A 16,243-nucleotide genomic window follows, 5' to 3' on the forward strand; every position below is an offset into this window, starting at 1 on the left:
AAGAGACATTCACGAAGGAATGTCTCTTTTTTTCTGTGTTTTATTTCACGCTTTATTCTGTCTTTTCAAGACAATATCCTGTGTTATTAGAACAATCCTGTAATCTTTCCAGTAGCGTCTACATCGATACGCTCTGCTGCCGGAACTTTCGGCAGACCTGGCATGGTCATGATGTCACCGGTCAGGGCTACGATGAAGCCTGCACCTGCGGAGATTTTCAGGTTACGTACGGTAACTTCGAATCCGGTCGGTGCGCCGAGTTTGGTCTGATCATCGGTCAAGCTGTACTGGGTTTTTGCCATACAGATCGGGCAGTTGCCAAATCCGAGAGCCTCTAACTGTTTTGCCTGTTTCTGTGCATTTGCGGTCAGGACAACTCTGCTTCCGCCGTAGATCTTCTGAACGATGGCGTTCAGTTTCTCTTCGATGGAGCCTTCCAGATCGTATGCATAGGTGAAATCGTTCGGCTGCTCGCAAAGACGGACAACTTCTTCTGCCAGGGCTACGCCGCCCTCGCCGCCTTTTGCCCATACCTCGGACAGAACAACGTTGACACCGAGCTCTTTGCATTTCTCCTCAACCAGCTTCAGCTCTGCTTCGGTATCGGTCGGGAATGCGTTGATGGCAACGACACATGGCAGTTTGTATACGTTTGTGATGTTGCTTACGTGTTTCAGAAGGTTCGGCATACCTTTCTCCAGAGCTTCCAGGTTCTCGCCGTTCAGTTCTGCTTTCGGAACGCCGCCGTTGTATTTCAGGGCACGAACAGTTGCTACGACTACAACTGCATTCGGTTTCAGGCCTGCCATACGGCATTTGATGTCGAGGAATTTCTCAGCACCAAGGTCAGCACCGAAGCCTGCCTCTGTGATAGTGTAATCTGCTAATTTCAGGCACATTTTGGTTGCTGTTACAGAGTTGCAGCCGTGTGCGATGTTTGCGAATGGTCCGCCGTGAACGATAGCCGGAGTTCCTTCCAGAGTCTGTACCAGGTTTGGTTTCAGGGCATCTTTTAAGAGTGCTGCCATAGCGCCTTCTGCGTGCAGGTCACCTGCGGTTACCGGTTTCTGCTCGGATACTTTTCCGTAGGTATATCCGATGATGATCTTGGAAAGTCTTTCTTTCAGATCTGTGATGTCGCTTGCCAGACACAGAACTGCCATAACCTCAGATGCTACGGTGATGTCATAGCCGTCTTCTCTCGGCATTCCGTTTGTTCTTCCGCCAAGGCCGTCTACAACGCTTCGAAGCTGACGGTCATTCATATCTACGCATCGTTTCCAGGTGATCTTTCTCGGATCGATATTCAGAGCGTTTCCCTGGAAAATGTGGTTGTCGATCATAGCTGCCAGCAGGTTGTTTGCTGCACCGATTGCATGGAAGTCACCGGTGAAGTGAAGGTTGATATCTTCCATTGGAACAACCTGTGCGTATCCGCCGCCTGCTGCTCCGCCTTTTACACCGAAGACCGGTCCAAGAGATGGCTCGCGAAGTGCAACCATTGCTTTTTTACCGATTCTGGAAAGTCCGTCTACCAGACCTACAGAAGTTGTTGTTTTTCCTTCTCCTGCCGGTGTCGGGTTGATGGCTGTAACGAGGATCAGTTTTCCATCCTCCGCATTGGTGTCTTTTAACAGGTTGTAATCAATTTTTGCTTTGTACTTTCCGTACTGCTCCAGATATTTGTCATCAATACCTGCTTTTTCTGCGATCGCTGTGATCGGCTGCATGGTACATTCCTGTGCAATTTCAATGTCTGATTTGTAACCCATTGTTTTCAAATCCCCTTTCTTTTTTCCGCTTTGTCCGCCGATTGATAGCCATATTTTACCATGTTTTGTAAGATGATTCAATTGATAATTATTTATTTCACAATCTTTATACGTTTTGTACCAAAAAATGCAGAAAATTCCGCCAAAAGGCGGAGCGGAGAATTTTTCCCTGGAATTTGTCTTTTTATGTAGAAAAGGAACCTGCTTTTTCTGCCCAGGTTCCTTTTCTTTCAGCCTTTTATGCATGTTCCAGCATAATTTCTTTTAAATACCGCTGTACTTCCAGTTCTTTGATTTCTTTGCATTCTGTCTTTTCCGAAAATACCATGTTCTGAGGATTCTCCGGCTGATATGGCTTCCATTCCGGTACACCCTCTCCATTTGGATTTTTCTGTTTTGCAAAATTCGCCCAGCTTTTTGTCATAACTCTGGAAATATCATAATCCATTCCCGTCATTGGACGCCAGCAGCGTGCAACAGTTCCAAATACATACCACAGCTCGGAGGAATGGAAGGATCCTGCCTCGTTCCCTGGAAGATCGTGGTCAAACAGATACAGATAGCACGGTTTATGATCATGTCTGATATTCAGCTCACACAATACTCTGTTTTTTACCATCCAGGAATGGCTTTCCTGAATCGCGCGCATAATGTCTTCTTTTTTCTCTACCTGCAGCAGTTCCAGGTATTTTTCCGCTGCAGGTCCCATCATCTGACGCTGCTGTTCTTTCCAGACTTCCGGGTCTTCCGGTACGCCGAATACCAGAGTCCATTCCCCGGCGGTGTTTCCAATCATCATCGGCAGATCCGGGTAATTTCCCTGATAATAACTGTCGGATACTGCCTCATCCAGCAGATAATGATCGATCACCGTTCCCATCGGATATTTCATAAATCCCTTCATCATAACTGCCATTAGCTCATCTGCACTCTTGCCGCGCAGTTCGTCTATGGAATGGCATCCTGCATCTTTCATAAATTCAGCGCCCTGTTTTTCTGCTGTTTCCATCGGTTTCTGCCCCATGCCTGGATCCGGCCAGTTGATATCCGCACAGCTCATAATAATACTTCCGGCAATATCTCCTCTGGTAAGCGGTGACACAAGCATTGTCTGCACACTGAATGCACCCGCAGACTGTCCAAAAATTGTAATATTATCCGGATCTCCGCCAAACGCACCAATGTTTTTTCTTACCCATTTGAGTGCGGCAATCTGGTCAAGATGACCATAGTTTCCAGAAACACCATGCTCACTTTCTTTTGCCAGATCCTCGTGGCAGAGGAATCCAAGAACGCCCAGACGATAATTAAACGTTACCAGAATCACGCCTTCTTTGCAAAAAGCTTCTCCGTCAAACTCCGGTTCAAATCCATATCCACCTGTGAGTCCGCCGCCATGTACCCAGAACAGAACCGGCAGTTTTTTCTCCTCCTTCACTTCCGGCGTCCAGATGTTCAGGTACAGACAGTCTTCACTCATATCTTCTGCGGACTGGAAAAATTCATCACCATACAAACTGCCTTTCGGGTGGCGCATCTGCGGCGCAATCGGTCCGAAATGATCTGCATGATAAACGCCTTCCCACTTTTCTGTTTCCTGCGGCTCTCTCCAGCGGAGCTCTCCAACTGGGGCTTTTGCATAAGGAATCCCTTTAAATACCGTATACTGTGGAATATTTCCCGGAATCCCCTCAATTTCTCCTTTTTCTGTTTTCGCAATTCGATTGACTTTTTCGTAAAATTCCATGATCTTCCTCCTTAGCCTTTGATTGATCCTACCATAACACCCTTTTTAAAATACTTCATAACAAACGGATAAAAACATAAAATTGGAACAGATGCCACCATAATGGTGCAGTATTTTATAATTTGCTTATAAGAATCCGCAAGTCCTGCAAGTTCTCCTGAAGATGCGGATGTTGCCGAACTTGTATCGTTTCGGATCAGTACTTCCCGCAGAATCAGCTGCAGTGGATATTTGTCCCGGTCTGTCAGGAAAATGGATGCATTGAACCAGGAATTCCAGTTTGCAACTACATAGTACAGCGTTACTGTTGCAAGCGTTGCTTTTATCAATGGAAGAACAATCTTAAAAAGTACAGCAATTGGTCCTGCCCCATCCAGACGCGCAGATTCTTCCAGTTCTTTCGGAAGCGTTGCCATTGCCGTTCTGACCAGAATAAGGTTAAATGCGCTGACACACGTCGGAAGAATAACCGCAAGGCGGGTATTGTACATTCCAAGGCTTCTTACTACCATATAGAACGTGATAATTCCTCCGCTGAACATCATGGTAAAGGAAATAATCAGCATCAGTGCATTCGACCAGAGCAGATCGCTTTTCGAAAGCGGATACGCTCCCAATACAGTAATCAGCATTCCAAGTGCTGTCGATGCAAACACATAAAAAAGAGTATTTCCATAGCTTCCCATCAACTGTCTTGTCTGAAATACCAGCTTATATCCCTCCAGCGTAAAACCATGTGATTTTAAAATCAATCCGCTCTGGTTCATGACCCAGTTGGGATCAGAAACCGATGCAAACGCCACATGAAGAATCGGCAGCAAACATACAACTGCAAGAAAAATTAGAACCAGATAGTCAAATACAATAAATATTTTTCGCGCCAGAGACGTTTTTGTTTTTTTCATGTTTTTTCCTCCTAAAACAGACTTGTTTCCGAGTACTTCCGGCTGATAACATTTGCACTTACAAGCATAATGAAGTTAATCACAGAGTTGAACAGACTGACAGCCGTACTGTATCCATAGTTAAACTCTTCCAGACCTTTTCGGTAAACAAAACTGGAAATAATATCTGCGGTTTCATAAACCTGAGGGTTATATAAAAGAATGGTCTTCTCATATCCAACCGACATGATGGAACCGATTCGCAGAATCAACATAATAATAATGGTGGAGGAAATTCCAGGCAGTGTTACATGCAGTGTCTGTTTCCAGCGGTTTGCTCCGTCAATTTTTGCTGCCTCATACAGTTCCTGATCCACGCCGGAAAGTGCTGCTACATAAATAATACTTCCAAAGCCAAGTCCCTGCCATAAATCCGAAACAATGTACAAAGGACGCCAGCACGCCGGATCGGATAACAGATTTACCTGTTTTCCACTAAAAAAGGTAACGATCTGCGACAGGACACCTGTACTTTTGGTAAAGTCTACAATGATACCTGCCAGAACGACCATGGAAATAAAATACGGCATATAGGTAATCATCTGTACACCTTTTTTGAAAATGGAATCCTTCAGTTCATTCAGAAGCAGCGCAAAAATGATCGTGAGCGGAAACTCAATGATCAGCTGCAACATACTCAGCACAACCGTATTCCGAATGACACGCCACGCAAATACCGATTGAAAAAAGTCTTTAAAATTTTCCAGACCTACCCATTGGCTTCTGAGAATTCCAAGTTTTGGCTTGTAATTTTCAAATGCCATCAGGATGCCTCCCATTGGAAGATATGCAAATACGATAAAAAATGCAATCAACGGAACCGCCATAAGATACAGCAGTTTGTTTTTCTTCCAGTCTTTTACGATTTCCTTCCTTGTAAATTTTTTTGTTTTCATATGTGCTCCTTTCTTCCCGCCGGACTTATCATTAATCTGATTGTATCGTCTTCCCTGCCGGTTCGAAAGAACCACTTTTTGTGGCTTCCCTCCTTTTTCTGCTGCTTTTTTATGGCCTTTTCTTGTGGTGGTACTCATTTTCTGCTATTTCTGCACCATAGTTTCCCGATATTGGCCCGGAGTCACTCCTTCATACCGTTTAAACGTACGAATCAATGCTCTGGATTCCACATATCCTACCTTTTCCGCAATTTCCTGCACGCTCATTCCCTGCATCAAAAGTTCTTTTGCCTTCGCAATCCGCACGATATGAATGTTGTCTCTCACACCAATTGACGTTACTTTTTTATAGTTTCTGCTCAGATGTGATGTTGACAGATGGAACTTTTCCGCCAGATACTGCACATCCATCTGCGGGTCTGCATAGTTTTTCTCAATGTAACTCTGCACTTCCCATACCCATGGAAAGCCTTCTTTCTCCGTTCCCTTCTGATAGGAAATAATTTTTTCAAACAGAAGATCAATTTTTTCCCTGATCTCCTGCAGTGATCTTACATTAGAAAGTGATTCCAGAATCTCACCGATCTGTCTTGCTTCTTCCGTGCTGTTTTTCTCGAGCTGATCCACATGTGGAATTCCTTCCAACAGATTGCTTACCAAACCATAAATTTTGTATCGCTCCAACTGAAAGTTTTTGATTTCTCCCTGTTCCACCATATTTAACTGTTCTGTCAGCAGTTCATACGCATTCGTGTAGTCTTTGATGGACAGCAGATTTAAAAAGCGTTTCTGAATATCCAGCGAAATAGAATCTTCTTCCAGCGCTTTCCTGGATTTGCTGTCACGATAGTCTAAAATATTCGGAATATCCTTTTCCCAGAAAGTCTTATAGTTTGCCATTTCCTCCGCATTTAAAAACAGCTCTGGAATATCGCTTAGCTCACTGCCCTGGCCTCCGCGGAACACACACAGTTCTGCATGAATAACATCCTTGTGGAAATCAACGATCTGGTTCAGCAGCTGATTGAGTACATCAGCCTCTTCCACCGGCTGACAGATACACAAGATCATTCTGTCATGACGAAATGCAGCCCCTCCGTTCTTACAAAGCAACTCCTCAATAACATTTTGACTTACAAACAACAGCAGATCATAATCTACCGTACCATTCACACAAAATGTAGATTCTTCGATCTCCCTGTATTGGAACATCATAAATTCGAACGGAGCATTTTTTAATGAAATCTCATATTTACTCAGTTTTTCCTGTACTTTTTTCTCATTGATATTACCTCTGCACATGGAAAACAGAAACTCATCTTTTTGCTGCTGCATACTTCCTCTTAACTGTTTCTGTATGTCATGCAGCCTATACACATAGACAAGCATTGTTTTTTCCAAGGATTTCATCATTTCAGGATAACTGTCTGCTCCATCCATCCGAAACGTATCCAGAATCTCCTGGATTGGTTCTGAAAATGCTTTACTGTAATGCCATGCCAGAAAAACGCCTGCCAACAGGCTCATCAGAACAGCACCCGCAATAATGATAAAATATGTTCTGTTCTGCTGATAAAAAATCGACATTGGAATAGAAAAATAATAGTTCCATACTCCGCTTTGGGAAGATATTCCCATTGTAATATATCGTTTTCCCTGTATTTCCTGCATCACAGGTTCGGAATTGCACACAATCTCTTCATAACTGTTCTGCTGCAGCACATCCTGTCCCTCCGGAACGGTACCAATCATCAGGGAGCGATCTCCGTTTGCCATGCAGCAAATACTCTGCTCAATATAGTCACTCAGGTTTAATATTTTTTCAAACTCTCTGACAGAAACAAACGTAATAACTACACCAGCCCGATGATAGCTTTTATCCAAAATTGGGTTTAAATGGATCAGTACCGCACTTTTTGTGCCCGATTTTAAAATCTGATATGCTCCCTTATTTCTTTCCAGGGAAACCAGATTCTGAAATTCTTCTTCAGAAATTCCTTTCTTTTTCAAAAATGCATCCAAATTTTCGTCCTGGTACCGATAGTTTCCAGTAAACACAGCGTTGCTGTTTTTAAAATACAATACCGTTTCTGCTTCACTTTGCTGCATCGTATTTTCATTGCGCAGAACCTGATTCAATTCTGTATACTTCAGCTGATACTCCGGCTGCTCATCTTCCAGTTCCGCTATTTCCTGAACAATCGGATGATCCGCCAGAAGCTGGCTGATCTTTGAAATATTTTCCAGCCGAATGTCCATCTCATGCTGTACCTGATTTAATAATGCAACCTGCGCATTTTTCGTATTGCTCTTAAAACTCTGATAGGAATAAAAAGAACAGCCAATCAGTACAATCAACAGGATCATCACCAACACCAGATACGTTTTCATCACGGATAAAAATATTTTTTTCTCTTTCATCTTTTGCATCCCCCATGCATTTTCTTCCTTAAATTATAGCACGCACCCCCGGAAAAGTCTCAAAATTGCCCAAGGATCACGCAAAACGGCAATCAAAACACATTCTGGCAATTCTGATTCTGACGGCAAACTGCACCTGACGCAAAAACTGGTTCTTTTCTTTTTTCCCACCTTTCTCTTATAATACAGGTAACGTGCACGAACATTAGAACGAAAATCAAAAGAAAAGGAGATTTCAAGTATGAAAAAAAGAATACGACAGGCTATACGCATGGGCGCCTTATTACAGAGCGTTGTTCTTCTGGCAGGATGCGGTGCTAACGGCAGCACTTCTTCCGGCAGTTCCACCTCTGCTTCTTCTAATACTTCTTCTGCAGCTTCTTCTGTAAGTTCTGACACTTCTGCTGCAGATACTGAAGTTTCTCTTCCATTAGTGGATGAGAAAACAACATTAACTCTCTGGACTCCTATGGATGCCAATGCTGCAAGTATTGTAGATTCTCTCGGTGATACAGAATTTTTTCAAAAGCTGGAAGAAAAAACGAATGTACATATTGAATTTCAGCATCCCGCCATTGGAGACGAAGCATCTGCTTACAATCTTATGATCGCAGGCGGCGAACTGCCGGATATGATCAAAAACAGTGGCCCTTCCTATGTTTATCCTGACGGTCTTGATGCCGCTGTAGACGATGGCTATTATATGGACCTGACAGATCTCATCCAGAAGTATGCTCCTCATTATATGGCTGCTCTCGAAAAGGCCGGAGAAGAAGATGAAAATCTGAAGCGCAGTGCTTATACCAATGACGGACGTATGGTCGGTATCTATCAGATCATGTCAGAACAGCAGGGACCATATGCCGGCATGTATGTCCGCAAAGACTGGCTCGATGACCTCGGTATGGATACTCCGGTCACCTACGATGACTGGGAAACCATGCTTACTGCTTTTAAAGACCAGGAAGGTGCAACTGCTCCGCTGACGCTTTCTTATACTGGATATGATGTATTTGCCAATGCCTTAAATGCCGGTTATGGAGTTTCCAATACTTTCTATCAGGAAAACGGCGTTGTTAAATACGGACCGATTGAAAGCGGCTGGAAAGATTATGTTGAAATGATGCATCGCTGGTACAGTGAGGGATTAATTGATCCTGACTTTATGTCTACAAACGCAGTCCTTCCGGACAATGCAATGGTTACCACAGGAAAAACCGGTGCATTTTGCTCTATTTACACATTAATCGCAGCATACGAAGGTGCAAACTCAGATCCAAATGCCGAGTACGTTCCTGTTCCTGCCCCGAAAGTAAATGCTGAAGATACTGTAAAATTAAATATGTATTATCTGCTCGGTCCGTGCATCACAGTTTCCGCAGATTCTCCAAATGCCGAGCTCTGTGTAAAATGGCTGGATTATCTCTTCAGCGAGGAAGGTGCTCTTTTAGCCAACTATGGTACCGAGGGCGATACTTTTGAATATCAGGAAGACGGAACTCCAGTTTTCACCTCCAAAGTAACTGCCAACGAAGATTATACTTTTGCACAGGCAATGGCTTATTTCACTATGCCACCTTCCCGTGTCTGCCTGCAGGACTGGAAACGTGAGCTTGCCGCCGTTCCGGAAAAAGATCTTGTTTCCTATGATATCTGGGCAGAAGCTGGCACCGAAAACTGTCTGCCTGATGTCAGTGCTATGGGTATTTCTTCAGACGAAAACAAAGAATACAGCAAAATCATGACTGATGTTACGACAATTGTAAACGAAAAAACATCTCAGTTTATCACAGGTGTTATTTCTATGGATGAATATGATGATTTTATCGCTCAGCTGAAGCAGATGAATGTTGATCGTGCAGTAGAAATTGTGCAAACCGTTTATGACCGTTTCCAGGCAAGATAATCGAATCATACATCACTCTTTTGTAGTCTCTCTCTGAATTAACAAAAAACACCGGCCTTCTCCGGAAACAGATTTTTATCTGTCTCCGGGAAGCCGGTGTTTTTATATGTTCTATTTTTTAAGAATACTGCGACTCATCCACATCAAACGGTTCGTCGCAAGGTCCTTCAAGGAGGCGGTAGCTTCCCTTGACGGAGAAGTAGTACCACTTTCCGTCGATCAGCTTCCATCCCTTGACAGCATAGCCGTTTGCATCGATGTAGTATCTCTGCTCGGTGTCATTCGCATAGCGGTGCGGGTTCAGGGATACCCATTCGCCTTTGGCCCAGCGGTCTTCGTCTTCGATGTAGAACTTCCAGCCCTCATCGGTTTTGGTCCAGATGGAGGTTACCTGCTCTTCCATTTTCTCGAAGAATTTGGATTTCTGGGAGAGGTCATCATTGAACTGGTCAAAGGTCAGCTTCTCAGCAAGTGTCTGCTCGCCGGAGAACAGGTTGGTTCCAAGGCCGAGGCGGTCGCCCTCGATGGTGGCGCCGAGGCTGGCAAGCGTGGTCGGGAACATGTCCATGGTGGTGAAACTTCTGTTTTTCTCCTGCTGCGGCTGGATCGGAGAGTTGATGATCACGTTGTATACGGTTCTGGTGTAGTCCGGATCAATGTTCTCACAGAAATCGGAATCCATCGTCAGATGGTCGCCAGAAATTACGATCGTTGTGTTCTCGTAGAAATCCTGCTGCTGAATCCAGGAAACGAACTCGGTGACCTGCTTGCTGGAGCAGTGCAGAACCATTCCGTACTGGTTGTCACCGTCGTTTTCTTCATCGCAGAGCTCACACGGATAGCCATCCTCAAAATGGGTGTCTGCGGTCAGCATGGTGAAGTTGAACGGCTCTCCCTCTGCTGCGATTTCGGTCAGGCGGTCTTTGGCAAAGGAAAAGAGTTTTTCATCCTCATAGCCCCACCATTCGTAATATCCTTCCGGGATCAGGCCTTTTTCCATAGCCCAGCTGTAATCGTCTACTTCGTAGTCACCGTGCTCTTTAAAGTACTCTTCCCGGCCGCCGAACTGTCCGATTGAACCGATGAAGAAATACTGCTTGTAGCCTTCATCCGCCAGGACATCACCCAGGGTATTGATTTCCGGGAAGAAGCTGGCCTGATATGCCATCTCATTTCGCTGGATTCCGATGCTGAGAGGCAGACCGGAGGTCTGTGCGAAAATTCCGGCAATGGTCCAGGTTGCGTTTACGGTAGGCTGGCCGCCGCCAAGCAGCTCCGTGTTGGAAAAGCTGATGTTGTCTGCGGCAAGCTGGGTCAGCTCCGGGATATAGTTTTTATCGAATGCTCCGCCGGAGGCTTTGTCTGCGTAGGTGCTCTCCATGGATTCCAGATAGAGATAGATCAGATTTCGTTTCTGTTCCGGGAACGTGATATTCACGCGGTCCGGATCTACGTAGTTGTCTTCTACCACGGTATTGTACGTGCTCTGATTTTTCAGATAATCTTTTACGTCCAGTGCTGCCCACACGTCATTGATGGAATAGACGATGCTGGCGGCTCCTGCCGCGATACAGATCATCCCGAACGCCACATGGGCTTTGCGTTTTTCCCGAAGAAAAATGCTGACCAGAATCAGAAGGATGAGTGCTGCCGCTGCGATCAGCGCACTTGAGCAGACATAACTCATCAGAAGATCATGGCTGGTTCCGGCAATCGGGGCCTTTAACTGGTAAACAAGCTCTTCCATGCTCAGATTCGGCCATGTTTTCCGCATCCAGCGCTCGGACGTAAACAGCAGCACGCCAAGCGTTCCGATCAACACTGCAAACACAGCCAGCAGAATGCGCCCTGCTTTTTTCGTTTTTTTCTGTTTCTTGTGTTTCATCTTCCTGCCTCCAAAAAGCATTACAGCTTACAAAATCTTAACTTTTTTTACAATCGCCTTACGTATTATAGCAAAGACCGTTTTAAAAAGATAGAAAATTTTTATAAAATTTTTGCACAAAAAGTACAGCCAAAAACATATTTTTTGCATGACACATAAAAACCCGCCCGGCACCGCAAATCTCTTCGCGGCCCAAGCGGGTTTTTCATCTCTATTCCGGGAAAGCCTTATCAGCTTGCCTTGTTCTTTCTCTGTTTGATGACCTTCAGTCGTGTGAACTCCTCGCGCTCCTTCTCCTCCAGTGCGTCCGCGATATCCTTGGACAGCTGGGTGTAATGCGGAATCGTGATGTTCTTCAGCGCGTTGGCACGCTTCTGTGTTTTCTTGATTGCCGCAGCAAGGCGGTACGCCGAGTTCTCTATCATGGAAAGGTTTAAGGTCAGGTCTTTTACTTTTTCAAAGGCCTGTCTTGCCTGATCCAGGGACTCCTTCGTGCTGTAGTAAGCATACGTCGGGGCCTGTCCGGACGTATCAGCCTCTACCAGCGGAATTTCCACGCCCATGATACTCCTTGTCTTGATCCGGATGGATTCCTCCACCGGAACGGTATAGGACACGGTCTGTACGTTGGTGATACCGATCTCCATGTTAGCAATCTGCAGCGCCGCATATGCTTCGCGGAACGTCACATCAATCTGACGCTGAATATCCTTCGCCTCATCGATCAGGCCCATGAGCTCGCGGATCAGAATATTCCGCTTCTTGTCCATCAGCTCGTAACCCATGTGGGCAAGTTTCAGAGAGTTCTTTGCAAGAATCAGGTTTCCCTTGGTAGGAAAGGTATTCGGGTCCATTCCGATCTCACTCCTCTCGCTTACTCATTCATGGCATCGGCTTCTGCCTTTGCTTTTGCTACTGCATCAATGGTGGTCGGATGATAATACTGATCCAGAACCTTGGTGTTGACACGGTCGAGCTCTTCTCTCGGAAGCAGTCCAAGAAGCTCCCATGCCTTGTTCAGCGTATCTTCCATGGAACGGTTTTCATCCATTCCCTGGCCGATGAATTCATGCTCGAATTCATTACCGAATACCAGGTACTGTTTATCGATCGGAGAAAGCTCATCCTCACCGATAACGGATGCCAGGGAACGCGCATCTCCTACCTTTGCATAGCAGGAGAACAGCTGGTTCGCTACGTCCTGATGATCGGCTCTTGTGTAGCCCTCACCGATACCGTCCTTCATCAGACGGGAAAGACTCGGCAGCACGCTGATTGGCGGGTAAATAGACTGGCCGTGAAGCTGGCGGTCCAGTACGATCTGACCCTCGGTGATGTAACCGGTCAGGTCAGGGATCGGGTGCGTGATATCATCGTTTGGCATGGTCAGGATCGGAATCTGTGTTACGGATCCCTCTACGCCCTGTACGATTCCGGCGCGCTCATACAGCGTAGCCAGCTCACTGTACAAGTATCCAGGATAACCTTTACGGGAAGGAATCTCTCCACGGGAGGAGGAAACCTCACGCATAGCCTCGCAGAAGGATGTGATATCGGTCAGGATAACCAGGATATGCATGCCTTTCTCGAATGCAAGGTACTCGGCAGCTGTCAGCGCTACCTTCGGAGTGATCAGACGCTCTACAACCGGGTCATTTGCCAGGTTCAGGAACATAACAACGTGGTCAGATACACCGCTTTCCTCGAAGGTCCGGCGGAAGAACTCTGCTACGTCGTATTTAACACCCATAGCGGCAAATACGATTGCGAACTTTTCATCAGAATCTCCCAGGGATGCCTGCTGTACGATCTGTGCTGCCAGCTGGTCGTGCGGAAGTCCGTTTCCGGAGAAAATCGGCAGCTTCTGTCCACGAATCAGGGTGGTCAGACCGTCGATTGCAGAGATACCGGTATGGATATAGTTTCTTGGGTATTTACGGGTAACCGGGTTCAGCGGCAGGCCGTTGACGTTTCTTCTTACCTCTGCGTCAATCGGTCCCATGCGGTCGATCGGTTTTCCGATACCGTCAAAGGTACGTCCCAGGATTTCCTCGGAAAGTCCGATCTCCATCGGATGTCCGGTCAGACGGGTATGGGTATTGGTAAGAGACATGCTTGAAGTTCCCTCAAATACCTGAATAACGGCTTTATCTTCGTATACGGCAACGATACGTCCCAGTTTTTTCTCATTGCCGTCTACGGTAAATTCTACGATTTCCTCGTAGGAAGCATTTTTTACACCTTCCAGAACAACCAGAGGGCCATTGACCTCACTAAGGCCTAAATATTCAATTGCCATGATGAATTCCCTCCTTAACCATTCTTCTCGAGTACCTTATCGTAGAAGGTGTCGATATCTTTTTTGTATGTGTCAAACAGATCCAGACGGTCATTCGGTACATCGTATTTAATAGAAACGACGCGGTCGAAGATCTTGTCCTCTTTCAGTACGGACATTGGCATGCCCATCGTCACGAGCGCTTTGGATTTCTTGTACAGATAAAGAATAACTTCCATCATCTTGTACTGTTTTTCCAGAGATACGCAGGTGTCATCCGGATGGAATGCGTTCTGCTGCAGGAAGCCCAGTCGAATAACTCTGGCGATTTCCAGGGTCAGCTTCTGGTCATCCGGAAGAACATCGCTACCGATCAGTTTTACAATTTCCATCAGGGAGCTCTCGGAGTTCAGGATTCCCATTAACTGGTTCCGCATATCTACAAAGTTTTTGTTTACGTGATCTTTGTACCACGGCGACAGATCCTGCAGGTATTCACTGTAGCTGGTCAGCCAGTGGATCGCCGGGAAATGACGGGCGTAAGCCAGAGATTTGTCCAGTCCCCAGAAGCAGCGGACGAAACGTTTGGTGTTCATGGTAACAGGCTCGGAGAAGTCACCACCCTGCGGAGATACGGCTCCGATGATAGATACGCTTCCCTCTGCGCCGCAAAGGGTCTGCATCATGCCGGCACGCTCATAGAAAGCGGACAGACGGGATGCCAGATATGCCGGGAAACCTTCCTCGGCAGGCATTTCCTCCAGACGGCCGGACAGCTCACGAAGTGCCTCTGCCCAACGGGATGTGGAGTCTGCCATGATTGCTACATCGTAGCCCATATCGCGGTAATACTCAGCCAGTGTCAGTCCGGAATACAGAGATGCCTCACGGGCTGCAACAGGCATGTTGGATGTGTTGGCGATCAGGGTGGTACGGTCCATCAGCGGGTTGCCGCTCTTCGGGTCGATCAGTTCCTGGAACTCCTCCAGAACCTGTGTCATCTCGTTTCCACGCTCTCCACATCCGATATAGATGATGATATCGGCATCAGACCATTTTGCGATCTGGTGCTGGGTCATGGTTTTTCCGGTACCGAATCCGCCAGGGATGGCTGCTGTGCCGCCTTTTGCGATCGGGAACATCGTATCCAGGATACGCTGTCCTGTGATCAGCGGAACGGATGCCGGATATCTTTTCAGGGTTGGACGCGGTACACGGATCGGCCATTTCTGTGCCAGTGTGATCTCTTTTTCGGTGCCATCTTCCAGTTTCAGTTTTACAATCGGGTCAAGGATGGTGTACTTTCCGTCTTTGGCAGCCCAGATAACCGTGCCGTTGACATCCGGCGGAACCATCGATTTGTGTACGATGGAACGGGTCTCCTGTGTCTCTGCAATGATTGCGCCGCCCATCAGCTCTTCGCCTTCTGAAACAGTTACATGGACATCCCATTTTTTCTCTGTATCCAGAGAATCTACGGTAAGACCGCGGCTGATATATTTACCGGACTGCTTTGCAATCTCGGACAGCGGACGCTCAATACCGTCAAAAATGTTGTTCAGGATTCCAGGTCCCAGTGTAACAGAGAGGGCATCTCCGGATGCGGTAACTGTTTCGCCTGGTTTCAGTCCTGTGGTTTCCTCGAAAACCTGTACTGTAGTGGTATCCTTTGTCAGGGCAATAACCTCGCCGACCAGACGTTCTTTACCAACGTAAACCATCTCGGACATTTTAAATCCGGTGTTTCCTTTCAGATATACGACCGGACCGTTGATTCCATAGATAACTCCGGTTTTATTCATGCTCTACACCTCCGTGAAAGATGAAATTCTCCCGCTCTTCGTTCAGAAGGGTCTCGAAGGAATTATCGATCAGAATATTTTTCTCCGGAATGACCGCGCGCACGCCGCCAAGGAACGGCATGGCCGAAATGGTAAGGGTTACGGAGAGTTTCTGCTCCAGGGAAGCCTTATGAGCTTCGTCTGACGGATCCAGATATAAGGTCAGTTTGTCATTTCCGGCAAACGTAACGGCTTCGCGGATTTTGCGCTCCAGATACTCCTCATAGGATGGATCCTTTTTATAAGCGGTAAGTTTTTCACGAACTTCTTTAAACAGTTTTTCTTTTAATTCCAGATTTTTACGGGACAGCTTCCGTCTGATATGAAGCTGATCCGCAGACAGTGTCTTGTTGACATCACGTTTTGCTTTCTCGGTCTCGGCAGCAACTTCTTCTTCTGCCTGACGTCTTGCGGTTGCTTTATGCTCCTCGAAGATCTTATCCAGAGCTTTCTGGTGATCGCCGATCACACGTTCTGCTTCACGGTTTGCACTGTCCAGGGAATGATTATAAAAATTCTGAAGTTTTTCCTCAGTAGTCAATGTGTGTCACCT

General features: G+C 46.2%; 11 protein-coding genes. 1 reads left to right on the forward strand and 10 read right to left on the reverse strand.

Features of this window, described 5'->3' with window-relative positions; genetic code table 11:
• Window positions 1-86: 86 nt before the first annotated feature.
• The 5 genes from DWY63_RS05270 to DWY63_RS05290 form a co-directional block, all read right to left on the reverse strand.
• Complete coding sequence (locus DWY63_RS05270; protein ID WP_022461681.1) at window positions 87-1,772, reverse strand: formate--tetrahydrofolate ligase; 1,686 nt, start codon at window positions 1,770-1,772, stop codon at window positions 87-89.
• Between the two features lie 238 nt (window positions 1,773-2,010).
• Window positions 2,011-3,519 carry a carboxylesterase/lipase family protein gene (locus tag DWY63_RS05275; protein WP_117801540.1) on the reverse strand — a complete coding sequence of 503 codons (1,509 nt, stop codon included), beginning with the start codon at window positions 3,517-3,519 and terminating at the stop codon, window positions 2,011-2,013.
• Between the two features lie 11 nt (window positions 3,520-3,530).
• A complete protein-coding gene (locus DWY63_RS05280) occupies window positions 3,531-4,424 on the reverse strand; it encodes a carbohydrate ABC transporter permease (RefSeq protein WP_117801541.1) in 894 nt (297 codons plus the stop codon).
• An 11-nt stretch (window positions 4,425-4,435) separates the two neighbouring features.
• Window positions 4,436-5,359, reverse strand: a complete 924-nt coding sequence (locus DWY63_RS05285; RefSeq protein WP_055267750.1) for an ABC transporter permease — start codon at window positions 5,357-5,359, stop codon at window positions 4,436-4,438.
• 144 nt (window positions 5,360-5,503) lie between these two features.
• Window positions 5,504-7,780: a helix-turn-helix transcriptional regulator gene (locus DWY63_RS05290; RefSeq protein ID WP_158568327.1), complete on the reverse strand. Its 2,277-nt coding sequence runs from the start codon at window positions 7,778-7,780 to the stop codon at window positions 5,504-5,506.
• A 241-nt stretch (window positions 7,781-8,021) separates the two neighbouring features.
• Here DWY63_RS05290 and DWY63_RS05295 point away from each other — a divergent pair, with 241 nt between their 5' ends.
• A complete protein-coding gene (locus tag DWY63_RS05295) occupies window positions 8,022-9,686 on the forward strand; it encodes an extracellular solute-binding protein (protein WP_055267699.1) in 1,665 nt (554 codons plus the stop codon).
• Between the two features lie 118 nt (window positions 9,687-9,804).
• Here DWY63_RS05295 and DWY63_RS05300 read toward each other — a convergent pair whose 3' ends face one another.
• From DWY63_RS05300 to DWY63_RS05320, 5 genes are all read right to left on the reverse strand, one after another.
• The gene (locus tag DWY63_RS05300; RefSeq protein ID WP_117801543.1) at window positions 9,805-11,571 is read right to left on the reverse strand and encodes a sulfatase-like hydrolase/transferase; all 1,767 of its coding nucleotides are present in this window, start codon (window positions 11,569-11,571) and stop codon (window positions 9,805-9,807) included.
• 230 nt (window positions 11,572-11,801) lie between these two features.
• Complete coding sequence (locus DWY63_RS05305; protein WP_117801544.1) at window positions 11,802-12,425, reverse strand: V-type ATP synthase subunit D; 624 nt, start codon at window positions 12,423-12,425, stop codon at window positions 11,802-11,804.
• 20 nt (window positions 12,426-12,445) lie between these two features.
• Window positions 12,446-13,870, reverse strand: coding sequence for a V-type ATP synthase subunit B (locus tag DWY63_RS05310; RefSeq protein ID WP_022461684.1), 1,425 nt, complete (start codon window positions 13,868-13,870; stop codon window positions 12,446-12,448).
• Window positions 13,871-13,884: 14 nt separating this feature from the next.
• On the reverse strand, window positions 13,885-15,651 hold the full coding sequence (locus tag DWY63_RS05315) for a V-type ATP synthase subunit A (RefSeq protein ID WP_022461685.1): 1,767 nt from the start codon (window positions 15,649-15,651) through the stop codon (window positions 13,885-13,887).
• A complete protein-coding gene (locus DWY63_RS05320; RefSeq protein WP_055220230.1) occupies window positions 15,644-16,231 on the reverse strand; it encodes a V-type ATP synthase subunit E in 588 nt (195 codons plus the stop codon). The genes DWY63_RS05315 and DWY63_RS05320 overlap by 8 nt, the downstream gene beginning before the upstream one ends.
• Window positions 16,232-16,243 lie beyond the last annotated feature (12 nt).

Origin of the sequence: Blautia sp. AF26-2 (assembly GCF_003460955.1) — a bacterium.
GTDB lineage: Bacteria > Bacillota > Clostridia > Lachnospirales > Lachnospiraceae > Fusicatenibacter > Fusicatenibacter saccharivorans.

Excerpts from the sequence above, each read along its gene's own strand:
- DWY63_RS05315 (WP_022461685.1), bottom strand. The coding sequence starts at position 15,651 with ATGAATAAAACCGGAGTTATCTATGGAATCAACGGTCCGGTCGTATAT.
- DWY63_RS05310 (WP_022461684.1), bottom strand. The coding sequence starts at position 13,870 with ATGGCAATTGAATATTTAGGCCTTAGTGAGGTCAATGGCCCTCTGGTT.
- DWY63_RS05295 (WP_055267699.1), top strand. The coding sequence starts at position 8,022 with ATGAAAAAAAGAATACGACAGGCTATACGCATGGGCGCCTTATTACAG.
- DWY63_RS05300 (WP_117801543.1), bottom strand. The coding sequence starts at position 11,571 with ATGAAACACAAGAAACAGAAAAAAACGAAAAAAGCAGGGCGCATTCTG.
- DWY63_RS05285 (WP_055267750.1), bottom strand. The coding sequence starts at position 5,359 with ATGAAAACAAAAAAATTTACAAGGAAGGAAATCGTAAAAGACTGGAAG.
- DWY63_RS05280 (WP_117801541.1), bottom strand. The coding sequence starts at position 4,424 with ATGAAAAAAACAAAAACGTCTCTGGCGCGAAAAATATTTATTGTATTT.
- DWY63_RS05305 (WP_117801544.1), bottom strand. The coding sequence starts at position 12,425 with ATGGACCCGAATACCTTTCCTACCAAGGGAAACCTGATTCTTGCAAAG.
- DWY63_RS05275 (WP_117801540.1), bottom strand. The coding sequence starts at position 3,519 with ATGGAATTTTACGAAAAAGTCAATCGAATTGCGAAAACAGAAAAAGGA.
- DWY63_RS05290 (WP_158568327.1), bottom strand. The coding sequence starts at position 7,780 with ATGAAAGAGAAAAAAATATTTTTATCCGTGATGAAAACGTATCTGGTG.
- DWY63_RS05270 (WP_022461681.1), bottom strand. The coding sequence starts at position 1,772 with ATGGGTTACAAATCAGACATTGAAATTGCACAGGAATGTACCATGCAG.